This is a genomic window from Nocardia sp. NPDC059229, from assembly GCF_042754165.1.
GTDB lineage: Bacteria > Actinomycetota > Actinomycetes > Mycobacteriales > Mycobacteriaceae > Nocardia.
In genome coordinates, this window is record NZ_JBHZAK010000002.1 from 112,779 (window position 1) to 134,592 (window position 21,814).

The following is a 21,814-nucleotide window of genomic DNA, read 5'->3' on the forward strand; positions in this document are numbered from 1 at the left end:
CGCGCGGGGGTGAAACCCGGGGGACCGGTCCGCACGATGGCGGAAAACCGCTGTTACTACCGGCTGTCGTTGTCGCGGGTGGATAGATTACCGTGTGCAGTCATGACGGTCGTCTACAACCTCATGGTCACGGCTCATCTGCTCGGTATGGCGGCGGTGGTCGGCGGGTATGTCGCCTCTCAGCCGCGGGTGTCGGAGCTGATGGTGTGGGGTGCGCGTGTGCAGATCCTCACCGGGGTGATCCTGCTCGGCATGGCCGAGTCGATCCATTCGCTGGGCAAGGACCCCGACATGGCGAAGATGATCACCAAACTCGTGGTGGCGGTGCTGGTTGCGGCCTTCGCCGAAATGGGGCGTGCGGACGCCAAGCGCGGCAAGGAGGTGGCGTGGATGACCCACGCGGCCGGCGGGCTGGCGATCCTGAACGTCTTCATCGCGGCGCTGTGGAAGTGAGCGGGCGCGAAACCGTGAGCGCGACAACCGCATAGCGTTTTCCTGCGTGAAAGGCGATGCCGCACAGGGTGCATGACTGCACCGCGTGCGGCATCGGGCGTTTCCGGGTCGGGCTCAGGGGTGCCGGACGAGCTCGGGCGGGAGTTCGCGGGCGGTGTGGCGGGCCAGGTTCTTGGCGATCTCGGCCGCGACCACCGCGTGCCCGGCCATGGTCAGGTGGATGAGATCGGCGGAGAGCCAGTCCGGGCGCAGTCGTGCGGGGTGGTCCCAGAATTCGGTGAGGACGGCGTCGTGGCGTACGGCGACGCGGCGCACGGCGTCGGCGAATCCGGCGAACAGCGGGCGCAGGGGAGCCATGCGCCCGGTGAAGGAGTCGGCCAGGGTGAACAGAGACAGCCGCGCGCCGGTGGCGGCCACCCGGGTGCACAGCTCGTCGAGGGCGGCCTCCACGTCGGGTAGCCGGGCATTGCGCAGGAACAGGTCGTTGCCGCCGCAGGTGACGTGCACCAGATCCGGGCGGAATGCCTCGAGCGCGGGCAGTTGCGCGGCGGTGACATCGACGATGACCGCGCCCAGGACGCCGGTGTTGAGGTAGTCGGTGCTGGGGTGGGCGGCGAGCAGCCAGCGCGCCACGCGGTCGGCCCAGGGCAGGGTGTCGTAGCCGGGCCAGGGGTCGCCGGTGCCGGCGGCGGTGGAGTCACCGATGACGGCGAACCGCCGGAACGGCACGTCGCGCAGGATTGCGGCGGCTGCCGGATCGGACAGGGTGAACGGGTCGGTGGCTTCGGTGCGGGCGGTCATGGCTGGGGCTCCTCGGCTCGGATCGGCAGGGCGGCGAGAACGGCTGTGGCGACGGCGATTCCGGCGCACACGGCGAACAGGGTGTGGAACGCGGTGAGCGGCTGGGTCGGGTGGGCGGCGAAGACCGCGGCGAGCACGGCCACCCCGAGTGCGCCGCCGGATTGGCGGGCGGTGAGGTTCATGCCGATCCCGGCCGCGAACCGGTGCGGCGGCAGCGATCGCGCGGCGGTGGTGCCGAGCACGGTGATGAGCAGGCCGATGCCGCCGCCACCGAGCAGTCCGGCCGGCACCCACGCCGTCCACAGCGCCGGGGTGGCGTCCCAGCTGCCGGTGCTCATGTAGAGGGTGGACGCGGCGAACATGACGGCGCCGAGCACGCCCAGCCACCGCTGCCACGGCACCGGCGCGCGCCCGGCCAGCACCGCGGTGACCATGGAGGCGATCGCGCCGACGGTCATGGCGGCCGCCGACTGCAGCACGGAGTAGTGCCACATGGTGTCCAGCCACAGCGGTCCGGCCAGCAGCCACGCGAACATGGTCGCGCCGAAGACGAAGGCGACGGCGTTGACCAGCGCGTAGTGGTGGCTGCGCCACAGCCCGACCGCGATCGCGGGACGAGGATGCGTCCGCGACCGCCACAGTGCGAGGCCCAGCAGTACGAGCCCGCCGAGACCGGTGACGAGGGTTTGCCAAGCGCCCCAACCCCATTGCTGTCCCTGGGTGACCGCGGCGACGACCGCGCCGATGCCGAGTCCGGTGGCGACGGTGCCGATCGGATCGGGCAGCCCCTGCGTGTGCCGCTGATCGCCGCGCGTGAGCCGCAGCCCGGTGGCGATGAGCAGTGCCGCGATCGGCACGTTGATGACGAAGACCGAACGCCAGCCGAACCAGTCGACGAGCGCGCCGCCCACGGCCGGGCCGACGGTGGCGGCGAATCCACCGGCCGCGGTCCAGGCGGCCATGGCGACGCCGATGCGGGCGGGCGGGGTGACGCTCAGGACCAGGCCGAGTCCGGCCGGGATGAGGAAGGCCGCGGTCGCGCCCTGCAGGAAGCGGCCGGCGATGAGCCAGTCCGCCCCCGGCGCGAGCGCGCACAGCAGTGAGGTGAGCGCGAATCCGGCCAGGGCGGTGAGGAATACGCGCCCGCGGCCGAGGGCGTCGGCCAGCTGTCCAGCGGGGGTGAGCAGGGCTGCGAAGGCGACGGCGTAACCGCTCACCACCCAGGTCGGGGTGGTGGCGGCGCTGCCGGGGTAGTCGCGGGTGATGGCGGGGAAGGCGATGTTGACCACGGACAGGTCCAGGAAGGACACGAACGCCGCGCCGGAGGCGACGAGCAGGGCGAGGCGGGCCGGGCGGTCGGAGGACGTGGTGGCCGCAGGGGATCGGCCGGCGCGAGGTTCGGTGCTCGGCGGGGAGGTATCGGGTGCTGCGGGCTGACGCTGGCTGATGTCGGTCATGACGGGCTCTCCACGGAACGGGTGTCGGAGCGGGATCAAAACAGTACGCACGATCGTTCGTATTTGTGAAAAGTACGACCGATCGTGCGTAAAAGCAACACTCGGTGCGAAGATGAAGAGGTGGATGAACCGGTGCAGCCTTCCGAGCAGGAGATTTCCGATCAGCGGCGGCTCAAGGGGGCGCGTGCCCGCGCGACCATCGCCCGTCACGCCGCCGATGTGGCCTCGGTCGAGGGATTGACCGGGCTCAGTCTGGGCCGGCTCGCCGGGGATCTGGGGGTCAGCAAGTCGGGGGTGGCGACATTGTTCGGCACCAAGGAGAACCTGCAGCTGGCCGCGGTGCAGTCGGCGCGCGAGGTGTTCATCGAGCACGTCGTCCGCCCCGCCCTGAGCGCGGACCGTGGCATGCCGAGACTGCGGGCGATCATCGACCACTGGTTCGACTACGTGGGTGAGCCGCTGCTACCCGGCGGCTGCTTCCGGGGCGCGAGCGTGCCCGAGTTCGACAGCCGCCCGGGCCCGGTGCGTGACGCCCTGGCGGCCGACCGCGACGACTGGTTCGCGGTGCTGGAGAAGGAGATCGGCCGCGCTCAGGAGCAGGGCTACCTGGCCGGGCTGGACCCGCACGCCGTCGCGTTCCAGTTGGATGCGGTTGTGGCGGCGGCGAATACGGCCGCGCGGATGGGTGACGACACGGCCCTGCCCACCGCACGCGCGATCATCGACGGCCTGCTCGGGGCCGGCCGCTGACCATCGCCGTGACCGGCGGGAATGTGTAATCCGTTCGCGCCCGGCAATTCTGCATCGACTGCACGTCGGCGCGATCCGGCGGCGATGCGTGGCATGCGTGAATGCGGTTCGGGCGCAGCTGGTTTCACGTGGAGCAATGCGACCGCGTGTCTCACGCCCGCGTGTCTCACGCCGAGCGCGGTGCGTACATGATGAGCCCGACCCCGGCCAGGCACACCAGCGCGCCGATCACATCCCAGCGGTCGGGCCGGAAGCCGTCCAGCGCCATGCCCCACAGCAGCGACCCCGCCACGAAGACGCCACCGTAGGCGGCGAGGATGCGCCCGAAGTGGGCGTCGGGCTGCAGGGTGGCGACGAATCCGTAGCAGCCGAGCGCCACCACCCCCGCCCCCATCCACAGCCAGCCGCGGTGCTCGCGCACTCCCTGCCAGATCAGCCACGCGCCACCGATTTCGGCGACGGCGGCCAGCCCGAAGAGCACGATCGATCGCAAGACGGTCATGGCAGCCCACCCTAGAGTCCGCGGCCGGTGTCCGGTCGGACCGCCCCGTGTGCGGTCCGACCGGACCGGATCATCGTTGGGCGTCGGCGCGGTCGAACAGCTGCTGTCCGAGGTAGCCGCCCGGGCCGGGCACGCCGGGCGGGACGGCGAAGACCGCCGAGCCGACCGGTGTGGTCCATTGGTTGAGGGCGTCGAAGTCGGCCAGTCGCTGCTGCACCGGCAGGTACTGGGCGTCGATGTCGCGCTGGAAGGACGCGAACAGCAGGCCCGAGTTGGAGACGTGCCCGGGGGCGGGCGCGTCGTCGTAGTTGTAGCCGCGGCGCAGGAACCGCTCCCCGTCGTGGGCGTGGTGGGCGCGGGCGATGTGGGAGGACGGCGGGATCTTCGGGATGCCGTACTGGTCCACGGCCGCGAAGTCGGGTTCGTCGAATTCCCGGCTGCCCGACAGCGGTGCCCCGTGCTCGACGGTGCGGCCGACGGTGATGGCGCGCCCGTCGGCGTCGAGTTCGTCCCAGGTCTCGAGGTTCATGGCGATGCGCCGCAACACCATCGAGGTGCCCCCGGCCAGCCACGGCCGCACCGATCCGTCGTCCCACACGAGGCGATCGAAATCGGTTGTGCCGGGCGCGATGTTGACCGTGCCGTCCACCGAGCCCATCAGATTGCGCATGGTCCGGCCGCGGGCGGCATTACGGAACCCGCGCTGCACCCACTTCACCGTGACGAGCGACTTCACATGCTTGGACAGCACCCGCACCGCGTGCGAGACCGTGGTGGCCTCGTCGGCGCAGATCTGCAGCAGCAGATCACCGCCGCACCAGGCGGCATCGAGCTTGTCGATGCCGAAGGGCGGCAACGGTTTCAGCCAGTGCGGCCGCTGGTCCTCGAGTCCGGCGACGGTGAACAACCGCGGCCCGAATCCGACGGTGACGGTGAGCCGGGCGGGCCGGGCGGCCAGTTCCGGCTCGGTGTCGGCGAGCGCCGGTCTGCCCTGGGTCAGGCGCGAGGCGTCGTCGGTCCAGATCTTCAACAGCCCGACGATGTCCTCGCGCTCTGCGCCCGCCACCAGGTCGAAGGCCACGAAGGCCGCGTGCAGCGGCGGATCCGTCGCGATGCCCGCCTGATGCGGGCCGTGGAACGCGACCGTGTCCAGTCCGGGATCGCGATCGTGGTCGCGGTGGGTGAGTGTGGCCGCGCCCCAGCCGACGCCGGCGGAGCCGGCAATTGTCACCGCGGCGGCCCCCGCTGCGGCGCCGCCGCCGAGGAGTCGCCGCCGGGACAGGCGGGGGTGCGGTTGCGGCCGGTCAGCCACCGTGGGCGGCGTTGTCGCCGGAGGGCTGGTAGTTCTCCTTGCCGCCCGCGAAGTCACGCACCTGCGCGGTGACCGTGGTACTGGAGCCGTCGGAGAAGGTGAGCGTGATGGGGGTGTCCGCGCCGGTGCGCAGCGGGGCCTTCAATCCCATGAACATGAGATGGTCGCCGCCGGGCTTCAGGGTCGCGCTGCCGTGGGCGGGGATGACGATGCCACCGGCCTTGGGCCGCATGGTCTTCTCTCCGGCCGCGTCGGGGACGATCTCGTGGATCTCCACGGTCGCCGAGGCCGGGCTGGTGGCCGCGACCAGGTTGATCGGCTGGTCGGAGGTGTTGGAGAGGGTGCCGAAGGCGGCGGACATGCCGCTGTCGGCGGCCTTGATCCACTGATCGGTCAGGGTGATCCGGTCGGCGGCCTTGCCGGTGGCGTCCGAGGAGGTCTGCGAGGAGGAGCAGGCGACGGGCAGCAGCGCCAGGGTCGCGACGGCGGCGGCCGCGCCGACTCGGCGCGCGAATCCGCCGGTGCGCAGGCGGAAGCTGTGGCAGGAGGGCATCTGGGACATGGGAAATGGACTCCGTGTGTCAGGGGGAAGAGAGGTCACCCCGGACCGGTTCACGGCGACACCCGTTCGGCGCAGGCCTGATTCGGCCACTGCGCCGGGAGGAGGCGTCGCGGATCTATGCCGGAGCGAGGTGTGGGAACGGTGCGCCGGCCCGGGGTGGGCCACGACGCCCGATCCCCGGACTGACGAGCAGGCGACGCGCCTCGGCACGATCGTCGGCGCGGCACGGGCGCCGGCGCGGCGCGGGCGGGCGCACGATCGAACCCAACGCGAGGATGAAGCGCCGCACGCTGGTGATGGCCCGGCGCATGCCGGACTCGGCGGCGCGAATCGCGAGCGCGCCCACCGGAATCGCCACCAGGTGGGCCAGCAGCATCGACGGCGAGGAGCTGTGATGGTGGTGCCCCGGCGACATCGACAGTGCCGCATGGCCGATGGACTGCCCGGCCGCCAGCATGGCCATGGTTCCGGCGATCCCGTAGCGGGGGCGCAGGGTCGCCACCACGACCCCGATCAGCGTGCACGCCGCGAACAGCAGGGCGAGCGCGGAACCGTCGAGCAGGGTCGCGCCGCCGCCGAGTCCGTGCGCGAGAATCGCCACCGCGCCGGAGGATGCGCCGACGGCAGCGCCGCGCAGGCGCGCGGTGTGATCCGTCGGTGAGCGCACCCGGCCATGCTACGACGTCGTGTCGCAGACGATGCTTCCAGGTGGTATGACCGGCGTCTCCACAGGATCTTCACAATCGACGCGAACCATCTCCACGGCGGTTGCCTAATGTCACCTGCATGGAAACCAGTGCGCGCCGGATCCTCGTCGTCGAGGACGAGCCGACCATCGCGGAATCCCTCGCCGCCCGCCTGCGCGCCGAGGGGTACGCGGTCGACATCGCGCACGACGGGCCCGCGGCCGTAGCCGCCGACGCGGCCGGGGACCCGGATCTGGTGGTGCTGGACGTGATGCTGCCCGGCTTCGACGGGCTCGAGGTCTGCCGCCGCATTCAGGCCCGCCGGCCGGTGCCGGTGCTCATGCTGACCGCCCGCACCGACGAAACCGACATGCTCGTCGGCCTCGGGGTCGGCGCGGACGACTATCTGACGAAACCGTTCTCGATGCGTGTGCTCACCGCCCGCGTGCACGCCCTGCTGCGCCGCGTGGACCGTACCGCCGCCCCGGTCGCCGCCATCGTGGTCGGTGATCTGCGCATCGACACCGATCAGCGGCGGGTGTGGCGCGGCGACGCCGAAACCCAGCTCACCCCACTGGAATTCGAGCTGCTGGTGCACCTGGCCCGCCGGCCGCGCACCGTGCTGGCCCGGGAACGGCTACTCAGCGAGGTGTGGGGCTGGGCCGACGCCTCGGGCACCCGCGCCGTCGACAGTCACGTCAAGGCGTTGCGCCGCAAGCTGGGTGCGGACCTGATCCGCACCGTGCACGGCGTGGGGTACGCGCTGGAGGCTCGATGAACGGCGGTGGGCGCGGATCGGAGGGGGCGCGGTGAGCGTGCGAGAGTGGTTGCGGGCGGCCGGGAATCGGGCGGCGGGGTCGATGCCGCGGCCGCTGGACCGGGTGCGGTCGATCAAACTGAAGCTGGCCATCCTCATGGTCGGGTCGGGGGCGGTCGCGTTCGGATTCTTCGCCTCACGCATCGGATGGCTGCCGCCGCGCACCACCATCGCGGCCACACTGCTCGCGCTGCTCTTCTCGCAGGTGCTCGCCCACGGCATGACCCTGCCGCTGCGGGAGATGACCGCCGCCGCCAAACGCATGGCGCAGGGGGACTATTCGCGGCGGGTGCGCGCCACCTCCCGGGACGAGGTGGGGCAGCTGGCGGCGGCGTTCAATCAGATGGCCGCCGATCTGGCCGCCGCCGATCAGCAGCGGCGCGAGTTCATCGCCAATGTGTCGCACGAACTGCGCACCCCCATCACGGCGCTGGGGGCGGTGCTGGAGAACCTGGTCGACGGTGTGGCCGAACCCGATCCGGCGACCCTGCGCACCGCGCTCGCCCAGACCGAGCGGCTGAGCCTGCTGGTGTCGGAGCTGCTGGCGCTGTCGAGCGTCGAGGCCGGTGCGGTGGCGCTGGACCGCGAACCCGTCGCCGTGGAGCCGCTGCTGAAAGAGGTTGTCGCCGAAGCGGAGGTGATGGCGGCCGCGGTCGACCGTCCCGTCCGCTTCACCATCGCCGCCGCTCCCGATCTCACCGTGCACGCCGATCGTGCCCGCCTGCACCAGGTCCTGCTCAACCTGCTCGACAACGCCACCCGCCACGGACCTGCCGGCGGTGAGGTCCGCATCCACGCCCACGCCGACCGCACCGGCACCGTCATCGATGTCGCCGACGACGGCCCCGGCATCCCGATCGCCGACCGTGCCCGCGTCTTCGAACGCTTCACCCGCGGCGGCCGGGCCACCGGCGGCGGCACCGGTCTCGGCCTGGCCATCGCCCGCTGGATCGTCCACCTGCACGGCGGCACCATCGCCGTCGCCGACCCCGGCTCCCGCATCCGCATCACCCTCCCCGTGTCCTGACCTCACCCCATCCGCAACCCGCAGCGCCCTGGCGCTCCCGGGTCGCTCCCGCACACCCATCGGAGGCCTTGCCATGCCCGAAAACCCTTCCGCCGCACCCTCTCCCGACGACCACCTGCCTGCGCCGACATCCCCATCGCCGGAGGTCTCGATCGTCTCCGGCGAACCGTGGCCGGCGCCCACCCCGCCGGCACAACAGTCCGGATCGTCGACGGCACGACCAGGTATCACGAATTCTGTTTCACCCCAGCGGGTTCCGCCCCGATCTGCCCGGGTGCCGGTGCCGAGCGGGCTGTTGGCCGCCACAGTCACGGCGGGATCTGCCGGGGCGATCCTGATACCCCTCGACCGACCCGGTGTCGGATGGCTGCTCGCGGGCCTGGCGATTACGGGCGCGGTGTACGCGGTCGACCGGTCGGCCCGGCAGACGGTTTCGACCGAGGATTCCGCTGCGGTCGAGTCGGCTGCTGCTCCCTCCGTCGGCGGCCCCGGTGGGCTCGAGGACGGTGCCGGGACCGGCAGTACGGGCCAGCGCCATCCCGGTGGGTCGGGGCGGACGGGCCGGGTGTCGTGGGATCGGATCTGGTGGGCGGGGGTGGCGCTGGCGCTGCTGGGTGTGGGTGTGTTCCGCGCTGCCCCTTGGCTTTTCGTGCTCTGTGTGCTCGGGGCAGCGATGGCCGGGTCGTTGGCGGTGGTGCGGCGGTCGGTGTACGGGCTGTGGTTCGACCTGCCTGCGGTGCCGTTCGCGGGACTGAATTCGCTGCCGTGGCTGTATCGGGCGATGACGGGGGCGCGTGGCCGCTTCGGGAAGGGTTCGCAGCGGGTGTGGTGGTCGGTGGCGGTGGCCGCCGCGCTGCTGCTGATGGTGGTGCCGTTGCTGGCGGGCGCGGATGCGGTGTTCGCCGGGCTGGTGGACGGGCTGATGCCGCGCATCGATGTGCCGGCGGTGGTGCGGTGGGGTTTCGTGTTCGTGATGGTCGGGTTGGGGACGGCCGGGGCGCTGTATCTGCTGGCGGGGCCGCCGCCGGTGGCCGACGATGCGGGGCCGGGCCGGGGGATGGATCCGCTGGGGTGGCTGGGGGTGCGCAGGTTCTCGCCGATCGAGTGGGGAATTCCGGTGGGCGCGTTGACGATCGTGTTCGCGGCGTTCGTGGGCACGCAGGTGGTGGTGCTGTTCGGCGGGGACGGGTATGTGCAGCGCACGGCCGGGCTGACGTATGCCGAGTACGCGCGCTCCGGGTTCTGGCAGCTGTCGATCGTGAGCATGCTGACCCTCGCGGTGATCGGGATGGTGCTGCGGCACGCGCTGCAGGACACGGTGATCGAACGGCGCTGGTTGCGGGGCGCGGTCACGGTGGTGATCGGGTTGTCGCTGGTGATCGTGGCGTCCGCGCTGCATCGCATGTGGACCTATCAGCAGGCGTACGGGTTCACGGTGATGCGGCTGCTCGTGGAGGTGTTCGAAGGCTGGATCGCGCTCGTCTACCTGCTGCTGCTGGCGAGCCTGGTGCGGTTGCGGCTCGGCTGGGTGCCGCGCGCGGCGGTCGGCGCCGCGCTCGCGACCTTGCTGGCGCTGGCGGTGGTGAACCCGGAACGGTTCGTCGCCGAACGCAATGTGGAGCGCTGGCAGGCGGGCAAGTCCCTCGACACCGGGTATCTGAGCACCCTGTCGCCGGATGTGCTGCCGGTGGCCGACCGGCTGCCCGACGCCGAGCGTGCGGCCATTGCGGACGTTATCCGCGCACGCCTGTCCGGTGATTCGTGGCAGGGCTGGAACTACACGCGCGCCACCGCCCGCCGGTGATCAGGAGCCGAAGCTGACCGGGGTCCAGGTGCGGCCTGCGTCCTGGGTGGCGAGCATCGTGGTGGCCAGGTGCTTGGACGCGGTCTGAGTCATGATCACGAAACCGGTTGTCTCGGTGACGAAATGGCCCGAGCTCTCGCGCCAGCCCGGGGCGGGTGCACGGTAGGTGGTCGTCCACGTTGCGCCGCCGTCGGCCGAGGTGAGCAGCTGGTCGTCGAGAGCGGCGACCAGATGGGTGGGGTCGGCGGGGATGAGCGCGGCAGCTGCGGAGAGCGTCGGTGACAGCTGCCCGGTCTCGGTGAAGGTGACACCGCCGTCGGTCGAGGTCATGAGCTGGGTGGGGGTGCCGCCGTCGGAGTACGGGCCGGATCGGCCACACAGTGCGACGAGCCGCTTTTCGGAGAAGGGGTGCCAGGCGGCGGGACCATTGCCGCCGCAGGGCAGTTTCCACGGTGTCCACGTGCCGTCGACCGATCGGGCACCGTCCGCACCCCGATTGGTGACGACCATCCAGGCCCGGCTGCCGAGAACGGTGACAGCGGCCGAGGGGGCCGGGCCGCCGCTGCCGGGTACCGGGATCTCGGTGGGACCGGTCCACGCATCACGGGTGAGTGGGCTGGTGAACAGCACGGTCCGTTCACCGGGCTGCACGGTGGCGATGTACACGCTGTCGTCGGAGATCGTGAACGACCAGGCGTCGACGACCGGATCGATGTCGAGATCGATCTCGCGCCAGGTCTTTCCGCCGTCGTGGGTGGCGAACAGCTTGTCGCCGGCCCGGATCCAGCCATTGCGGGCGTCGGCGAACTTCAGCCAGTGGCCCTTGGACCCGGGATCGCGCAGCGGCGCCGGGAGCGGGGCCTGCTGCCACGTCTGCCCGCCGTCGGTGGTGTGCTGCAGCGCCAGGCAGGGCTCGCTCGCGCAGGGGTAGGTCCGGCCCAGCACCCAGCCTTCGTCGGCGGAGATGAAGGTGATCGAATCGGGTTGGAAGCCGACCGGATCCGGCGCCGCGGCCTCGGTGGCGGTCGGCGTCAGGGCAGGCCCGGTGGTCGGGGCCGCTGTCGCGGGGGCTGTCGTCGTGTCGGTCGTCGCCGAGTCCGGGCCGCTCTCACCGGTTTTGATGGTGAGCGCCGCGACCACCCCCGCCGCCAGGACCGGTACTCCGACTCCGACGACTCCGGCCAGCACGACCGGATTCCGCAACCCCACCGGCCCGGACTCCTTTCAGCACATCACCGGGGCCTTGTTCCGGGCGGTCACCCGGCGGCCCTGCGGCACAACGGGATCGAGTATGCCCGGTGAGTGCCCGATTTGCCCACCCGGATCGGGTTTCGCCCAACCTGCTCGAATCGTCGGCGCGCTGGGCGGCCGGCGGACCGCGATATCGCCGATCAGCTGGTAGGCGACCGGCGCGTCCGGCAGTGCTGAGCGGATGGCAGCGCGCCGCTGCCGGGTGGGCGGCGGGCCGGACCGCGTGGCCGGTTCAGCCGCGCAGCCGGGCCAGTAGCTGCAAGGCGGCGTCGAGCATGCCGTCGAGGGAGTCGGTGACATAGAGCAGATCGATGAAGAAGTCGTCGAATCCGGTATCGGCGGCGACCTTCTCGATGGTGGCGGCGACCAGTTCGAGGTCGGTGCCCGCGGCGACGTTCACCCGCAGCACGGTGTGGATGTCCTTCGGATCGCGGCCCGCGGCGACCGCGGCCTCGTCGATGACGCCACGCAGCTTCAACAGCTGCTGACCCCAGGCGGGCGGGCCCGGCACCGGCACCACGGGCAGCCAGCCGTCGGCGCGGCGGCCGATGCGGGCCAGACCGGCCGGACTGAACGCGCCCAGATAGATCGGCGGCCGCGGCCGCTGCACCGGCTTGAGCTCACTGCGATGTTCGGGCACCGACACGTAGCGGCCGCGATATCCGGCGGGGTCGGTGGTCCAGATGGCTTCCAGCGCATCGAGGGTCTCGTCCAGCCGGGCGCCGCGATGGGTGAAGGGGACCTCGGCGGCCTCGTACTCCTCCGGCGACCACCCGATACCGAAGCCGGGAATCAGCCGGCCGTTGCTGACCACGTCGACCGTGGTGAGCGCGCGGGCCAGCTGCGCGGGCCGATACAGCGGCGCGATCAGCACATTCGCGCCGAGGGCGACCCGCTCGGTCACCGCGGCCGCGATCCCGAGCAGCAGCAGCGGGTCGAGCACCGAGTTGAACTCGTCGGGAATGGTGTCCTTGCCCGCGTAACCGACCTTCGGATTGGTGGCGGCGATGAGCCGCTCACCCACCCAGAGACTGTCGGCCCCCGCCTGCTCCAGCGCGGTCGCATAATGCGCCACCCGCGCGCCCTCGCGGGCCTGTGAACCATGCTGAGGAAGAGCAAAGCCGATTTTCACCCTTCTGGTGATACCAGACGCGCGATCACGCCGGCCCCGGGGGATCGCGGACAGGATGGGCGGGGTGGGAGAACACAAGGACCGCATGCTCGCCGGAGAGCCGTACCGCGACTGATGGGCGCGGCCATCTCCTAACCATCGGCGACAATGTGTGGCTCGGTGGCGGGGTCATCGTCTGCCCGGGAGTGAGCATCGGCGCGAACACGGTGGTCGGGGCGGGCAGCGTCGTCACCCGCGACCTGCCCGAAAAGGTGTTCGCCGCAGGCAATCCCGCGCGGGTGATCAGGCCGCTGTGACCGATACCGGCAACGGGCATGAAAACGGATCTGGTGCGACTTCGTTCACCGATGCGGAAGCTGGTTCGGGGCGACCTCAGCCGGGCAGGCCCGCCAGTTCGGCGCACAACCGGTGCAGGCGGGTGGCGGCCGCGTCGTCCTGGGCGGCGGGGGAGGGCGCCTTGACACGGTTGCGCTCGAAGTAGCAGCCGGATACGGAGGAGACGTCGGGGTCGGTCGCCAGGTAGGTGAGGGTTCGCGCGGCCGTGGCGGCGTCGGTCATGAACAGGCGTTTGCCGAGTGCCAGCGCGGGCCGGGCGAACCAGGGCGCGGCGTCCCAGATGCCGGTGGCGACGACCCCCGGATGGAAGGCGTTGGCGGTCACCCGGGTTCCGTCCAGCCGCCGGGCCAGGTCGCGCGTGTACAGAATATTGGCGAGCTTGGCGCGGCCGTAGGCGGTGGCGCCGCTGTAGCCGCGCCGCAGTTGCAGGTCCTCGAAGTCGAGGGCATTGCCGTAGTGCATGACCGACGAGGTGAACAGGATCCGCGCCGGGGCACTGCGGCGCAGCAGATCCAGCAGCAGTTCGGTGAGCAGGAATCCGGCGAGATGGTTCACCGCGAAGGTGGCTTCCAGACCGTCCCCGGTTTCGGTGCGCGACATGTGGAATGCGCCGGCATTGTTGGCCAGCACGTCGAGCCGGTCGTATCGAGCGGCGACGGTTGCGGCGAGCTGCCGCACCTCGGCCAGGGAGGAGAGGTCGCATTCGATCGCATCGACCGGCGCGGTCGCGGTCGCACGCACCAATTCGACAGCGGTACTGAGCTTTCCGGGATTGCGGCCGACCAGGATGACACGGTGCCCGGCCGCCGCGAGCTGCCCCGCCGCCGCCAATCCGATCCCCGACGTGGCCCCCGTGATCAGCATGGTCTTCATGCCCGGCCAGCCTGCCACACCCCGGCCGCACTGTCGCGGTACGCCGAACCGCGTATCCGGCGCCGAACCGCTGTCCGACTTCGCCGTTCACCGGTTCGCATCCTGAGCCCGGGCCGCCGCGGGCCCGGGCCGGTCAGACGGCCGCGGGAATCTCGCTCAGGCTCAGATAGATTCGCTTACCCTCCGCGCGCGCCTGTGCCACCATCCGATCGGCGCCCTCGGACGGACCGCCGATGCGCAGCACCGCGTCGCAGCGGGAGAGCAGCTGCTCGGCGACGGGATGGAAGATCTCGTCGTAGAGCGGGTCACCCGGGCGCGTACTGCCGGCGGTCTCGAGCAGCGGTAGCGCCAGCGCCTCACCGGTGACCGCGAGATGCCCGGCGCGGAAGAGGGTCAGGGCCGTCTCGTTCATGGCGCGCACATTCGCCGCCAGCTTGACCGGATCGTCACCGGTACCCGAGCGGTACGGTCCCGCGACCAGGATCATCTGAGAATTCGACACGGTAGCTCCTTCGATCATCGGTTCATACGCCAATTCGGTTCACGCCGTATGGAGGACGACGCCCGCCTCACGCAGGGCATCGAGGGTCTGCGGGCCGGCCGGATGGATCGCCGGGTCGGATGCGGAGCGGTCGGTGACGAACTCGTGCGCCGCGCCCAGCGCGGCCACCTGGCTGAAGGCCCGCACCCCGAGCTTGGTCGCATCCGCCACCGCCAGCACTCGCGCCGACTGCGCGATCCCGGCCTGCTTGACCGCGGCATCGTCGAGACAGAACTCCGACCAGCCGTATTCGGCGTGCACCCCGCCGATCGACATCACGAACACGTCGAACGCGAGTGACTCCACGGCGCGCAAAGCCAGAGGTCCGACCAGGGATTGCTCACCGGGCCGGGACCGGCCACCCGCCACCAGCAACTCGATCCCGGGACGATCGGCCAGGCACACCGCTGTCTGCAGACTCAGCGCGGTCACCGTCAACGGGCCGCGCTCGGCCAGCGCCCGGGCCACATGCACGGTCGTCGTCCCCGCGTCCAGCAGGACTCGCGACCCGGGTGCGATGACGGCCGCGACGGCCGCGCCCAGCCGATCCTTGGTGGCAGCCGACCAGCCCGCGCGATCGGCGAACCCGCCCGCCTCTGTCCGCGCCCGGGTCGCCACCGCCCCGCCGTGCACCCGCCGCACCAGGCCGCGCTGCTCGAGCGCGTCCAGATCGCGGCGCACGGTCATCTCCGAAACACCCAGGCGCTGCGCCAATTCCGCCACCGCGGCCCGCTCCGCGCCCTGCACCAGGCGCAGCGTCACATCCAACCGTTCACCGGCATCCACCCCACATTTCTAACAGAGATTTGTTCGAATGAACAGAGTTAAGTTCGTATCGCCCGAGGCTGGGCGCTTACCTCCCGGGTAATGGCCTGCGGTGGTTGATCATTCGTACGATCGGCACATGGCGACTCACACGGCAGGCGACCTCCTGCGGCACTGGCGCACCACCCGGCGACTCAGCCAGCTCGAACTCGCCGGCCGCGCCGAAACCTCCACCCGCCACCTCAGCTTCATCGAAACCGGCCGCGCCACCCCCAGCCGCCAGATGCTGCTGCACCTGTCCGACGAACTCGACATCCCCCTGCGGGAACGCAACCGCATGCTCCTCGCCGCCGGATACGCACCCGTCTACGCCGAACCCGAACTCGACACCCCCGCCATGCAATCCGTCCGCGACGCCCTCCGCCGCATCCTCACCGGCCTCGAACCGCACCCCGCCCTCGCCATCGACGCGAACTGGACCATGGTCGACGCCAACGCCGGCATCGGACTGTTCCTCGACGGCATCGACCCCGCCCTGCTGGCCCCGCCCGTCAACGCCCTGCGCCTGACCCTGCACCCCGACGGCTTCGCCGCCCGCATCACCAACCTCGCCGAATGGCGCGGCCACCTCTTCGAACGCCTGCAACGCCAGATCGAAGTGACCGGATCACCCGAACTCGCCGCGCTGCTCGACGAATTGCGCGCCTACCCCGGCGGCGAGGAATCACCCGGCCTGCCCGAACCCGACCAGGCCGTCGTCCCCCTGCGCGTGCGCCTCGACGGCCACGACCTCGCCTTCCTCAGCGTCACCACCGTTTTCGGCACACCCATGAACGTCACCGTCGCCGAACTCGCCATCGAAGCCTTCCTCCCCGCCGACGCCGCCACCGCCGCCCACCTCCGCGACCGCCTCACCGTCCGGGGAACCTGACCCCCGTAACCCGATCCGACTAGTCGGTCCGCGCGGGCCGGTCCTTACCCCACAATGAGATTCCATGGACGTGCCCGCGCACCTCACCCACCTCACCGGCACAGCCATCACCCGCGTCGACCACCTCGGCCACAGCCACGCCTGGACCCTCCACCGCGCCCACACCGCCGACGGCCGCACCCTCTTCGTCAAAGCCGTCCAGAACGGCACCGCCTCCGCCGTCCTCACCGCCGAAGCCGCCGGCCTCCGCTGGCTGGCCACCGGCCACCCCACCCTCGTCCCACCCGTCGTCGCCGCCGACCCCCACATGCTCGTCCTGCCCTGGCAGCCGCCCGAACCCGCCACCTCCACCGCCGCCGAACACCTCGGCCGCGACCTCGCCACCCTCCACGCCGCCACTCCACCCACCTACGGCGCCCCCTGGGACGGCTACATCGCCACCCTCCCTCTGGACAACACCCCCACCACCGGCGACTGGGTCCCCTGGTACGCCGAATACCGTCTGGCCCCCTACATTTCCGCAGCCGCCCCCGAACTCGGCTGCGACGGCACCCGCCTCCTCGACCGCGTCCTGGACCGCATCGACGACCTCGCCGGCCCACCCGAACCCCCCGCCCGCATCCACGGCGACCTCTGGTCCGGCAACATCTTGTGGTCGGACGGCCGCGCCGTCCTCATCGACCCGGCCGCGCACGGCGGGCACCGGGAGACGGATCTGGCCATGCTTGCCTTGTTCGGTGTACCCCACCTCGACCGCATCCTGGCCGCCTACCAGGAAGTCACTCCCTCGAGTTCGGGCTGGCGGCAACGGATCCCACTCCATCAATTACACCCGCTACTGGTGCATGTGGTGCTGTGCGGTGGCTCGTATCGCGGGATGCTGCTGGCCGCAGCGGCCTCGGCGCTGGCGGGGTAGCTGTGCGCCTGTCGGCCTGTGCGCGGCCGAATTTCCCTTTGCGGATCTTGATCCGAACGTCCCTGTTCATCGGGCCCGGCCATGCCCGGGAATCCGGGGTTCCTCACTTCCAGCGGCTACAGTGGTTGCTCGACTGACCGACAAACCAGCTAGGCGACTGTGTGTCATGTGACAGCTGGATTCTTGGTCATTTCCCCGACCGAAGGCACGGATTCGGCTGTCGTAGTGGCGTAGTGGCCGATAAGCGAAGTCATCTGGCTGCGAATTCTGTCCAGGGGGGCCGAGGATCTGGCGGCAACCGACATGACGATCGCGCCCTCGATCGCTGCAAACGTGGTGGTAGCCAGAGCAAGTGCGTCTTCCGGAGCGACGCGGTGTGCGACGAGTGCGTGGGCGAGCGTTTGTTCCCAGCGGCCGAATATGTCGGCGGCACTGTCGGCGGCCGTGGGTGTTTCGCAGCGTGCGAGCGCCGCGGCCGCGATGGGGCATCCGGCACCGAAGTCGTTGTTGACGAGCCGCTGTTTCCAATGCTCGATGATCTGGTCGATCATCCGGTGCGGTTCCGATTCTGTCGCCAGCGTCTCGAGGTACGCATGTGTTTGCTCACCCGCCCTGCGGGTGGCGAGATCGATCAATTCCGCCTTGCCGCACGGGAACTGGACGTACAACGATCGGCGCGATGCCTGGCTGTGGTCGAGAATCTCCGAGATCGAGGTTCCGACTACGCCTTTGCGCTGCATCAGCGAGATAGTGCTGTCCAGCAGCCTGTTTCGCACTCTCATCGTGATCTCCTCCAGTGTGGTGTTCGTTCTCCTGCGACAGGTCGGGAACTGCGGTGGCGGGGGGGCAAGGGGGTTTCCCCCCCCATAGCCCCCCCCCGGAGCCCCAGGTTTAATTTAGCGCCGGAAAAAGCTGAACCCGTGGGGGGTTTGGGGGGGGGGGGGGGGCTGCGGGGTCCCCCCCCCCGCCCCCCACCGCCGTAGCCCGGAGTTCTAGATGCGCTCGGAAACTGGCTGCCGGGCAGGTGTTTCGGCTTCGTCGCTGTTGTCCTGCCAGCTTTCGTGCAGGTCGCGGTTGCGGGTGAAGACGAAACCGATGACCGCGGCGATGCCGAGCAGGACGGCGCCGACCGTCATCATGTTGTTGAGTCCATCGACCACCGCGGTGTGGGCCGCCGATACTGCTCGCGTACCGAGGCCGTTGGGCAATGATGAAAGCACCGACGACCCGGCCGCCGCCGCGGCCTTCCCCTGATCATGGGCGGCGCTACCGATCTGCTGGCCGACGTCGGAGGCGGCGAAGTGGCTCGCGACGCGGGCTTCGAAGAAGGAGCCGAAGACGGCGATGCCGAGGGCTACGCCTATCTGCTGGAAGGTTTCGCTGACACCGTTGGACATTCCAGCCCGAGCCGGTTCGACAACGTTGATTGCCATCGCCGCGCGGGTGGGGTTGAAGATGCCCATTCCGACGCCGAGGAGGAGGAAGTTGACGAGCAGGGCCGTCCATGAGCTGTCTGATTTCAGGAGCAGTGGCACCGAAATCATGCCGGCGCCGACCGCCAGGGATCCGATGCCGAGCAGCCATCGTGGCGAGACCTTGGCCGTGAGCGAACCCGCAACGCCACCGATCACCATCATGACGGCCGACATCGGCAACAGTCGCAGGCCGGTGGCCATCGGCGAGTGCCCCAGCTCGATCTGCACGAACGACATCAACAGGAAGATCGCGGCCAGCGACGAACCCATGAGCAGCACGGTCACTGCCGCCAGACTGTCGAAACTCACGATCCGGAACAGGGACAGATCCAGCAGGGCACGTGGTCCGAGGGTCCGTTCGATCCCGACGAATACGATCAGCAGGACCGCCGATGCGATGAAAAGGCTCACGATCAGAGCGCTGCTCCAACCCTCGGTATTGCCGCGCAGGATCGCGAAGACCAGCATCGCCATCGCTGCGGAGAAGGTCACCAAGCCGGCCCAGTCGTTTGGATGAGGGGTACGGTCGCCGCGATCGGGAATTCGCAGCATTCCGGCGACGACCGCGAAGATGCCCAGGGGTACGTTCACCAGGAAGATCCACCGCCAGTCGAGGTACTGGGTGAGGACGCCGCCGACCACCGGACCACCGGCGATGGCCACGCCGTATCCGCCGGCGAAGATACCGAGGGCCTGGGCCCGTTCCTTACCGCTGAATTCCTGGGCGATGAGCGCGGGGCCGATAGCGAACAGCGCCGCGGCGCCGATGCCTTGTATGCCGCGCGAGAGATTCAAACTCCAGCTGTCCCAAGCCAATCCGCAGGCGAGCGAGGCTGCCGAGAACAGTCCGAACCCCAGCAGGAACATCAGCTTGCGGCCGTAGCGGTCGGCCAGTGAACCGGCCGTGAGCAGGAAGACGCCGAGCGTGAGCGAGTAGGCGTCCAACACCCATTGCAAGTCGGGCAGATTGGTGATCTCGAAGTCGGTTCGCACGCTGGGTAGCGCCACATTGACCGAGGTCAGATCGATCATGAGCATCGACGTCGCCAGGGTGACGATGCCGAGCGTCCACCAGCGGGCGCTGGCGGGTGGAGGTACCGAGGGGATTGGACTCGGTTTGCCTACATCATGGACTGACATTGTCGTTCGCCCTCCGAAGCCGCGTGGCAGGTCAGTTACTATTAGTTACAGAGGCCATGATCTGTGACCTCCAGCAGTAGCGGAAGAAGGCACTTTCATGTCACAGAGGAACACCGAGGTATCCATGCCCTACGACCTCGAAGATGAATGTCCCTTCCAGGAGGTTCTGGAACGCGTCGCGAGCAAATGGGTCGTGCAGGTCATTCTCGCCAGTACGGAAGGTCCCGTGCGATTCACCGAGCTCGAGAGTTCCATCGACGGGATCAGCAGGCGAATGCTCACTCTCACGTTGCGTCGGCTCGAACGCGACGGGCTCATCGAGCGCACTGTATACCCGTGTGTCCCACCGAGGGTCGAGTACATCGCGACAGAGCCCGCTCGCGAACTCGAGGAGGCCTTCCAGGCTCTCGCCGACTGGGCGCTCCGGCACCGCCCCACGATCGCCGCTGCTCGCCGCGCATACGACAACAGGTCCGTCGAGGCGGTCGGCGCGCAATAGGCATCGCCTCGGTGGAATTGCGTGACTTATCATGGTCTTTCTGGAGCTGGAGGCTGTAATACCGTCTGAGTTTCACTATCTCATAACCTGATTGTTAACATGACAATTCATTCCATCCACTCCAAATGGTGAGGATGGTCACATGTGTCCCCCATCTTCTGTGCTCGAATTGAAAGCTGATCGTGGAACTGCCACCATCGATGATGGTTTACAGCGTTTATATTTGGGTGGGCTATCGTGAGTGGAAGTGGGGAGAGGCGCCGAGTGGAACTCGCCGCATTCTTGAAGGCGGCGCGTTCGCGCCGTCGGCCAGAGGATGTAGGGGTGATTCCGACTCGCCAACGCCGTACACCTGGATTGCGGCGCGAGGAAGTGGCCGTTCTCGCGAATATAGGGATTTCTTGGTACAGCTGGCTGGAACAAGGTCGGCCGATCAAGGCATCGGCGCAGGTGGTGAATGCCATCGCGGACGCACTGGGGTTGGATGGCGCTGAGCGTGCTCATCTGCGGATTCTGGCCGGCCTACACGACGCGGAGGCTATTCCTACCTCCGAAGAGCGAATTTCCGGCGTAGGTGAACAACTGCAGCGTATAGTCGATAGTTTTATTGAACCCGCATACATCGTCGATAAATATTGGACCATAGAGATCGTCAATCTCGCGGCGCGCCGACTTATCGATGCGCCTATCGGTTCGAGTTGCCTGGTGCGGTTTTTCACCGAAGAAGGTTTCGCGTTGCGTTTCGTCGATCAGGATGCTGCTGCGCGTAGTTTGGTGGGCCGGTACCGTCGGCAGGTGGCAATGCATATCGACGATGCGAAGTTCATCGAACTCACGGAATCACTGCTCGGGCGGAGTGACGCTTTCGGCGTGCTGTGGCGCGAAATGATCGTTCACTCGGCTCTGCCGGAAGTGTTGGTGTATCAGCACGATTTACTGGGGCCGTTGCCGATGCGGACGAGCACCTTCGCGGTAGAGGCCGACCCGGAACGTACTTTGATCGTGCATTCGATCGATGGGCCAGCGGCGGAGCTGGCGCACCGCCACGTGCTGTGCCGTTCGTACTGTGGTGGACGTTGCGACTGCGGGGAGTGCGTCAGGATGGCGTTCCCTGCCTGATTGTGCGCATCGTCGACTCCGGTCGGGTAGTCGGCTCTGACGCAGAGTCGATCGCGGTGCTTCTCCCTCGTCTGGCTGGGCTCCCGATCGAGATTTCGGGGCAGCTCGAGCACCGTGCTGTCGGGACTGATTGCTACTGAACGAACTCGGTCACTGCCACTTCCCGGGTCAGCATCCAGCCTGGCCGGCTCTCGGTCGGCATCGGCCCCCAACCCTGTAGTGCCGCAACAGTACTCGCGTGATCGGTTGGCGTGCGGAGCTCGACGAGGTCGATGTCTTTCGTGTCGATGTTCCTGCGGAACGGGGACTTTCAACACGCATGGAGGCCGCGCATGCTGCGACGACGTCGTTGCCGACCTGTTCCATGATCGCCGTCGTCGGCATGTCCGGGAACTCGGCCTGCGGAATCCGGATGTCCGCCCCAATGCCGAGGGTCCGAATCTCACCGGAAGCGACACGCCTGGGTGGTAGCGCGAGTAACAGCATCGAGACACCCTGGCCGGGCGCACCACCCTCGCGCAGGATCGGATGCGGGACAACTCATCTCATCGATGAGAGCGGTTGCTTCCGATTCTTCCGGGACGGGTTCGTGCCGCCCGAGAGTTCTCGGCGATCCGAGTCGGCCCAACGTCGGGCACCACTTGCTTTCAGAGCCTTGCTCTGAG

22 protein-coding genes and 1 pseudogene are annotated in these 21,814 nt (G+C 69.1%); 10 read left to right on the top strand and 13 right to left on the bottom strand.

Annotated elements, in window-relative coordinates; translation table 11 throughout:
- Nucleotides 1–102: 102 nt before the first annotated feature.
- A complete protein-coding gene (locus ACFXHE_RS06820) occupies nucleotides 103–453 on the top strand; it encodes a hypothetical protein (RefSeq protein ID WP_379380628.1) in 351 nt (116 codons plus the stop codon).
- 114 nt (nucleotides 454–567) lie between these two features.
- On the opposite strand, the gene ACFXHE_RS06825 is transcribed toward ACFXHE_RS06820, so the two are convergent.
- Complete coding sequence (locus ACFXHE_RS06825) at nucleotides 568–1,254, bottom strand: SGNH/GDSL hydrolase family protein (protein WP_379380629.1); 687 nt, start codon at nucleotides 1,252–1,254, stop codon at nucleotides 568–570.
- Nucleotides 1,251–2,711, bottom strand: coding sequence for an MFS transporter (locus tag ACFXHE_RS06830; RefSeq protein ID WP_379380631.1), 1,461 nt, complete (start codon nucleotides 2,709–2,711; stop codon nucleotides 1,251–1,253). The genes ACFXHE_RS06825 and ACFXHE_RS06830 overlap by 4 nt, the downstream gene beginning before the upstream one ends.
- A gap of 120 nt (nucleotides 2,712–2,831) precedes the next feature.
- Between ACFXHE_RS06830 and ACFXHE_RS06835 the strand changes: the two genes are divergently transcribed.
- Nucleotides 2,832–3,461 (top strand): TetR/AcrR family transcriptional regulator, encoded by a 630-nt coding sequence (locus ACFXHE_RS06835; protein ID WP_379380633.1) that lies wholly within the window; start codon nucleotides 2,832–2,834, stop codon nucleotides 3,459–3,461.
- Nucleotides 3,462–3,627: 166 nt separating this feature from the next.
- Here the strand turns inward: ACFXHE_RS06835 and ACFXHE_RS06840 are convergent, their stop codons facing one another.
- From ACFXHE_RS06840 to ACFXHE_RS06855, 4 genes are all read right to left on the bottom strand, one after another.
- Nucleotides 3,628–3,963: a YnfA family protein gene (locus tag ACFXHE_RS06840; RefSeq protein WP_356996771.1), complete on the bottom strand. Its 336-nt coding sequence runs from the start codon at nucleotides 3,961–3,963 to the stop codon at nucleotides 3,628–3,630.
- 70 nt (nucleotides 3,964–4,033) lie between these two features.
- Complete coding sequence (locus ACFXHE_RS06845) at nucleotides 4,034–5,275, bottom strand: Dyp-type peroxidase (protein ID WP_379380635.1); 1,242 nt, start codon at nucleotides 5,273–5,275, stop codon at nucleotides 4,034–4,036.
- Complete coding sequence (locus tag ACFXHE_RS06850) at nucleotides 5,268–5,828, bottom strand: copper chaperone PCu(A)C (RefSeq protein ID WP_379381390.1); 561 nt, start codon at nucleotides 5,826–5,828, stop codon at nucleotides 5,268–5,270. The genes ACFXHE_RS06845 and ACFXHE_RS06850 overlap by 8 nt, the downstream gene beginning before the upstream one ends.
- 124 nt (nucleotides 5,829–5,952) lie before the next feature.
- On the bottom strand, nucleotides 5,953–6,504 hold the full coding sequence (locus ACFXHE_RS06855) for a hypothetical protein (protein ID WP_379380637.1): 552 nt from the start codon (nucleotides 6,502–6,504) through the stop codon (nucleotides 5,953–5,955).
- Between the two features lie 119 nt (nucleotides 6,505–6,623).
- On the opposite strand from ACFXHE_RS06855, the gene ACFXHE_RS06860 reads away from it, so the two are divergent.
- The 3 genes from ACFXHE_RS06860 (at nucleotide 6,624) to ACFXHE_RS06870 (ending at nucleotide 10,171) form a co-directional block, all read left to right on the top strand.
- Nucleotides 6,624–7,301, top strand: a complete 678-nt coding sequence (locus ACFXHE_RS06860) for a response regulator (RefSeq protein WP_379380639.1) — start codon at nucleotides 6,624–6,626, stop codon at nucleotides 7,299–7,301.
- Nucleotides 7,302–7,383: 82 nt separating this feature from the next.
- Complete coding sequence (locus ACFXHE_RS06865; protein ID WP_379381391.1) at nucleotides 7,384–8,367, top strand: ATP-binding protein; 984 nt, start codon at nucleotides 7,384–7,386, stop codon at nucleotides 8,365–8,367.
- A gap of 295 nt (nucleotides 8,368–8,662) precedes the next feature.
- Nucleotides 8,663–10,171, top strand: a complete 1,509-nt coding sequence (locus tag ACFXHE_RS06870) for a DUF4153 domain-containing protein (protein WP_379380641.1) — start codon at nucleotides 8,663–8,665, stop codon at nucleotides 10,169–10,171.
- On the opposite strand, the gene ACFXHE_RS06875 is transcribed toward ACFXHE_RS06870, so the two are convergent.
- Together ACFXHE_RS06875 and ACFXHE_RS06880 are read right to left on the bottom strand one after the other, a co-directional pair.
- On the bottom strand, nucleotides 10,172–11,380 hold the full coding sequence (locus ACFXHE_RS06875; protein WP_379380643.1) for a WD40/YVTN/BNR-like repeat-containing protein: 1,209 nt from the start codon (nucleotides 11,378–11,380) through the stop codon (nucleotides 10,172–10,174).
- A 274-nt stretch (nucleotides 11,381–11,654) separates the two neighbouring features.
- The gene (locus ACFXHE_RS06880) at nucleotides 11,655–12,641 is read right to left on the bottom strand and encodes a TIGR03619 family F420-dependent LLM class oxidoreductase (protein ID WP_379380645.1); all 987 of its coding nucleotides are present in this window, start codon (nucleotides 12,639–12,641) and stop codon (nucleotides 11,655–11,657) included.
- Nucleotides 12,642–12,685: 44 nt separating this feature from the next.
- On the opposite strand from ACFXHE_RS06880, the pseudogene ACFXHE_RS06885 reads away from it, so the two are divergent.
- A pseudogene (locus ACFXHE_RS06885) lies at nucleotides 12,686–12,850 on the top strand (DapH/DapD/GlmU-related protein); the annotation flags it as partial.
- A 76-nt stretch (nucleotides 12,851–12,926) separates the two neighbouring features.
- On the opposite strand, the gene ACFXHE_RS06890 reads toward ACFXHE_RS06885, so the two are convergent.
- The 3 genes from ACFXHE_RS06890 to ACFXHE_RS06900 form a co-directional block, all read right to left on the bottom strand.
- Entirely contained in the window at nucleotides 12,927–13,763 is an 837-nt protein-coding gene (locus ACFXHE_RS06890) for an SDR family NAD(P)-dependent oxidoreductase (protein ID WP_379380647.1), read from the bottom strand.
- A 133-nt stretch (nucleotides 13,764–13,896) separates the two neighbouring features.
- Nucleotides 13,897–14,265, bottom strand: a complete 369-nt coding sequence (locus ACFXHE_RS06895; protein ID WP_379380649.1) for a hypothetical protein — start codon at nucleotides 14,263–14,265, stop codon at nucleotides 13,897–13,899.
- A gap of 39 nt (nucleotides 14,266–14,304) precedes the next feature.
- Nucleotides 14,305–15,090 (bottom strand): DeoR/GlpR family DNA-binding transcription regulator, encoded by a 786-nt coding sequence (locus ACFXHE_RS06900; protein ID WP_379380651.1) that lies wholly within the window; start codon nucleotides 15,088–15,090, stop codon nucleotides 14,305–14,307.
- A 118-nt stretch (nucleotides 15,091–15,208) separates the two neighbouring features.
- On the opposite strand from ACFXHE_RS06900, the gene ACFXHE_RS06905 reads away from it, so the two are divergent.
- Together ACFXHE_RS06905 and ACFXHE_RS06910 are read left to right on the top strand one after the other, a co-directional pair.
- The gene (locus ACFXHE_RS06905; protein ID WP_379380653.1) at nucleotides 15,209–16,000 is read left to right on the top strand and encodes a helix-turn-helix domain-containing protein; all 792 of its coding nucleotides are present in this window, start codon (nucleotides 15,209–15,211) and stop codon (nucleotides 15,998–16,000) included.
- A 64-nt stretch (nucleotides 16,001–16,064) separates the two neighbouring features.
- Nucleotides 16,065–16,916: a fructosamine kinase family protein gene (locus tag ACFXHE_RS06910; protein WP_379380655.1), complete on the top strand. Its 852-nt coding sequence runs from the start codon at nucleotides 16,065–16,067 to the stop codon at nucleotides 16,914–16,916.
- 164 nt (nucleotides 16,917–17,080) lie between these two features.
- Here the strand turns inward: ACFXHE_RS06910 and ACFXHE_RS06915 are convergent, their stop codons facing one another.
- Together ACFXHE_RS06915 and ACFXHE_RS06920 are read right to left on the bottom strand one after the other, a co-directional pair.
- Nucleotides 17,081–17,698 carry a TetR/AcrR family transcriptional regulator gene (locus ACFXHE_RS06915; protein ID WP_379380657.1) on the bottom strand — a complete coding sequence of 206 codons (618 nt, stop codon included), beginning with the start codon at nucleotides 17,696–17,698 and terminating at the stop codon, nucleotides 17,081–17,083.
- A 210-nt stretch (nucleotides 17,699–17,908) separates the two neighbouring features.
- On the bottom strand, nucleotides 17,909–19,531 hold the full coding sequence (locus ACFXHE_RS06920) for an MFS transporter (RefSeq protein ID WP_379380659.1): 1,623 nt from the start codon (nucleotides 19,529–19,531) through the stop codon (nucleotides 17,909–17,911).
- A gap of 97 nt (nucleotides 19,532–19,628) precedes the next feature.
- On the opposite strand from ACFXHE_RS06920, the gene ACFXHE_RS06925 reads away from it, so the two are divergent.
- Nucleotides 19,629–20,030, top strand: coding sequence for a winged helix-turn-helix transcriptional regulator (locus ACFXHE_RS06925; RefSeq protein WP_379380661.1), 402 nt, complete (start codon nucleotides 19,629–19,631; stop codon nucleotides 20,028–20,030).
- A 264-nt stretch (nucleotides 20,031–20,294) separates the two neighbouring features.
- Entirely contained in the window at nucleotides 20,295–21,149 is an 855-nt protein-coding gene (locus ACFXHE_RS06930; protein ID WP_379380663.1) for a helix-turn-helix transcriptional regulator, read from the top strand.
- Nucleotides 21,150–21,814: the final 665 nt, after the last annotated feature.

Bases quoted from the DNA above. Each gene is read 5' to 3' on its own strand.
- ACFXHE_RS06860 (WP_379380639.1), top strand. From the start codon at position 6,624: ATGGAAACCAGTGCGCGCCGGATCCTCGTCGTCGAGGACGAGCCGACC.
- ACFXHE_RS06865 (WP_379381391.1), top strand. From the start codon at position 7,384: ATGCCGCGGCCGCTGGACCGGGTGCGGTCGATCAAACTGAAGCTGGCC.
- ACFXHE_RS06830 (WP_379380631.1), bottom strand. From the start codon at position 2,711: ATGACCGACATCAGCCAGCGTCAGCCCGCAGCACCCGATACCTCCCCG.
- ACFXHE_RS06925 (WP_379380661.1), top strand. From the start codon at position 19,629: ATGTCACAGAGGAACACCGAGGTATCCATGCCCTACGACCTCGAAGAT.
- ACFXHE_RS06910 (WP_379380655.1), top strand. From the start codon at position 16,065: ATGGACGTGCCCGCGCACCTCACCCACCTCACCGGCACAGCCATCACC.
- ACFXHE_RS06850 (WP_379381390.1), bottom strand. From the start codon at position 5,828: ATGCCCTCCTGCCACAGCTTCCGCCTGCGCACCGGCGGATTCGCGCGC.
- ACFXHE_RS06920 (WP_379380659.1), bottom strand. From the start codon at position 19,531: ATGTCAGTCCATGATGTAGGCAAACCGAGTCCAATCCCCTCGGTACCT.
- ACFXHE_RS06905 (WP_379380653.1), top strand. From the start codon at position 15,209: ATGGCGACTCACACGGCAGGCGACCTCCTGCGGCACTGGCGCACCACC.
- ACFXHE_RS06820 (WP_379380628.1), top strand. From the start codon at position 103: ATGACGGTCGTCTACAACCTCATGGTCACGGCTCATCTGCTCGGTATG.
- ACFXHE_RS06840 (WP_356996771.1), bottom strand. From the start codon at position 3,963: ATGACCGTCTTGCGATCGATCGTGCTCTTCGGGCTGGCCGCCGTCGCC.
- ACFXHE_RS06890 (WP_379380647.1), bottom strand. From the start codon at position 13,763: ATGAAGACCATGCTGATCACGGGGGCCACGTCGGGGATCGGATTGGCG.
- ACFXHE_RS06880 (WP_379380645.1), bottom strand. From the start codon at position 12,641: ATGCGGTCCTTGTGTTCTCCCACCCCGCCCATCCTGTCCGCGATCCCC.
- ACFXHE_RS06915 (WP_379380657.1), bottom strand. From the start codon at position 17,698: ATGAGAGTGCGAAACAGGCTGCTGGACAGCACTATCTCGCTGATGCAG.
- ACFXHE_RS06825 (WP_379380629.1), bottom strand. From the start codon at position 1,254: ATGACCGCCCGCACCGAAGCCACCGACCCGTTCACCCTGTCCGATCCG.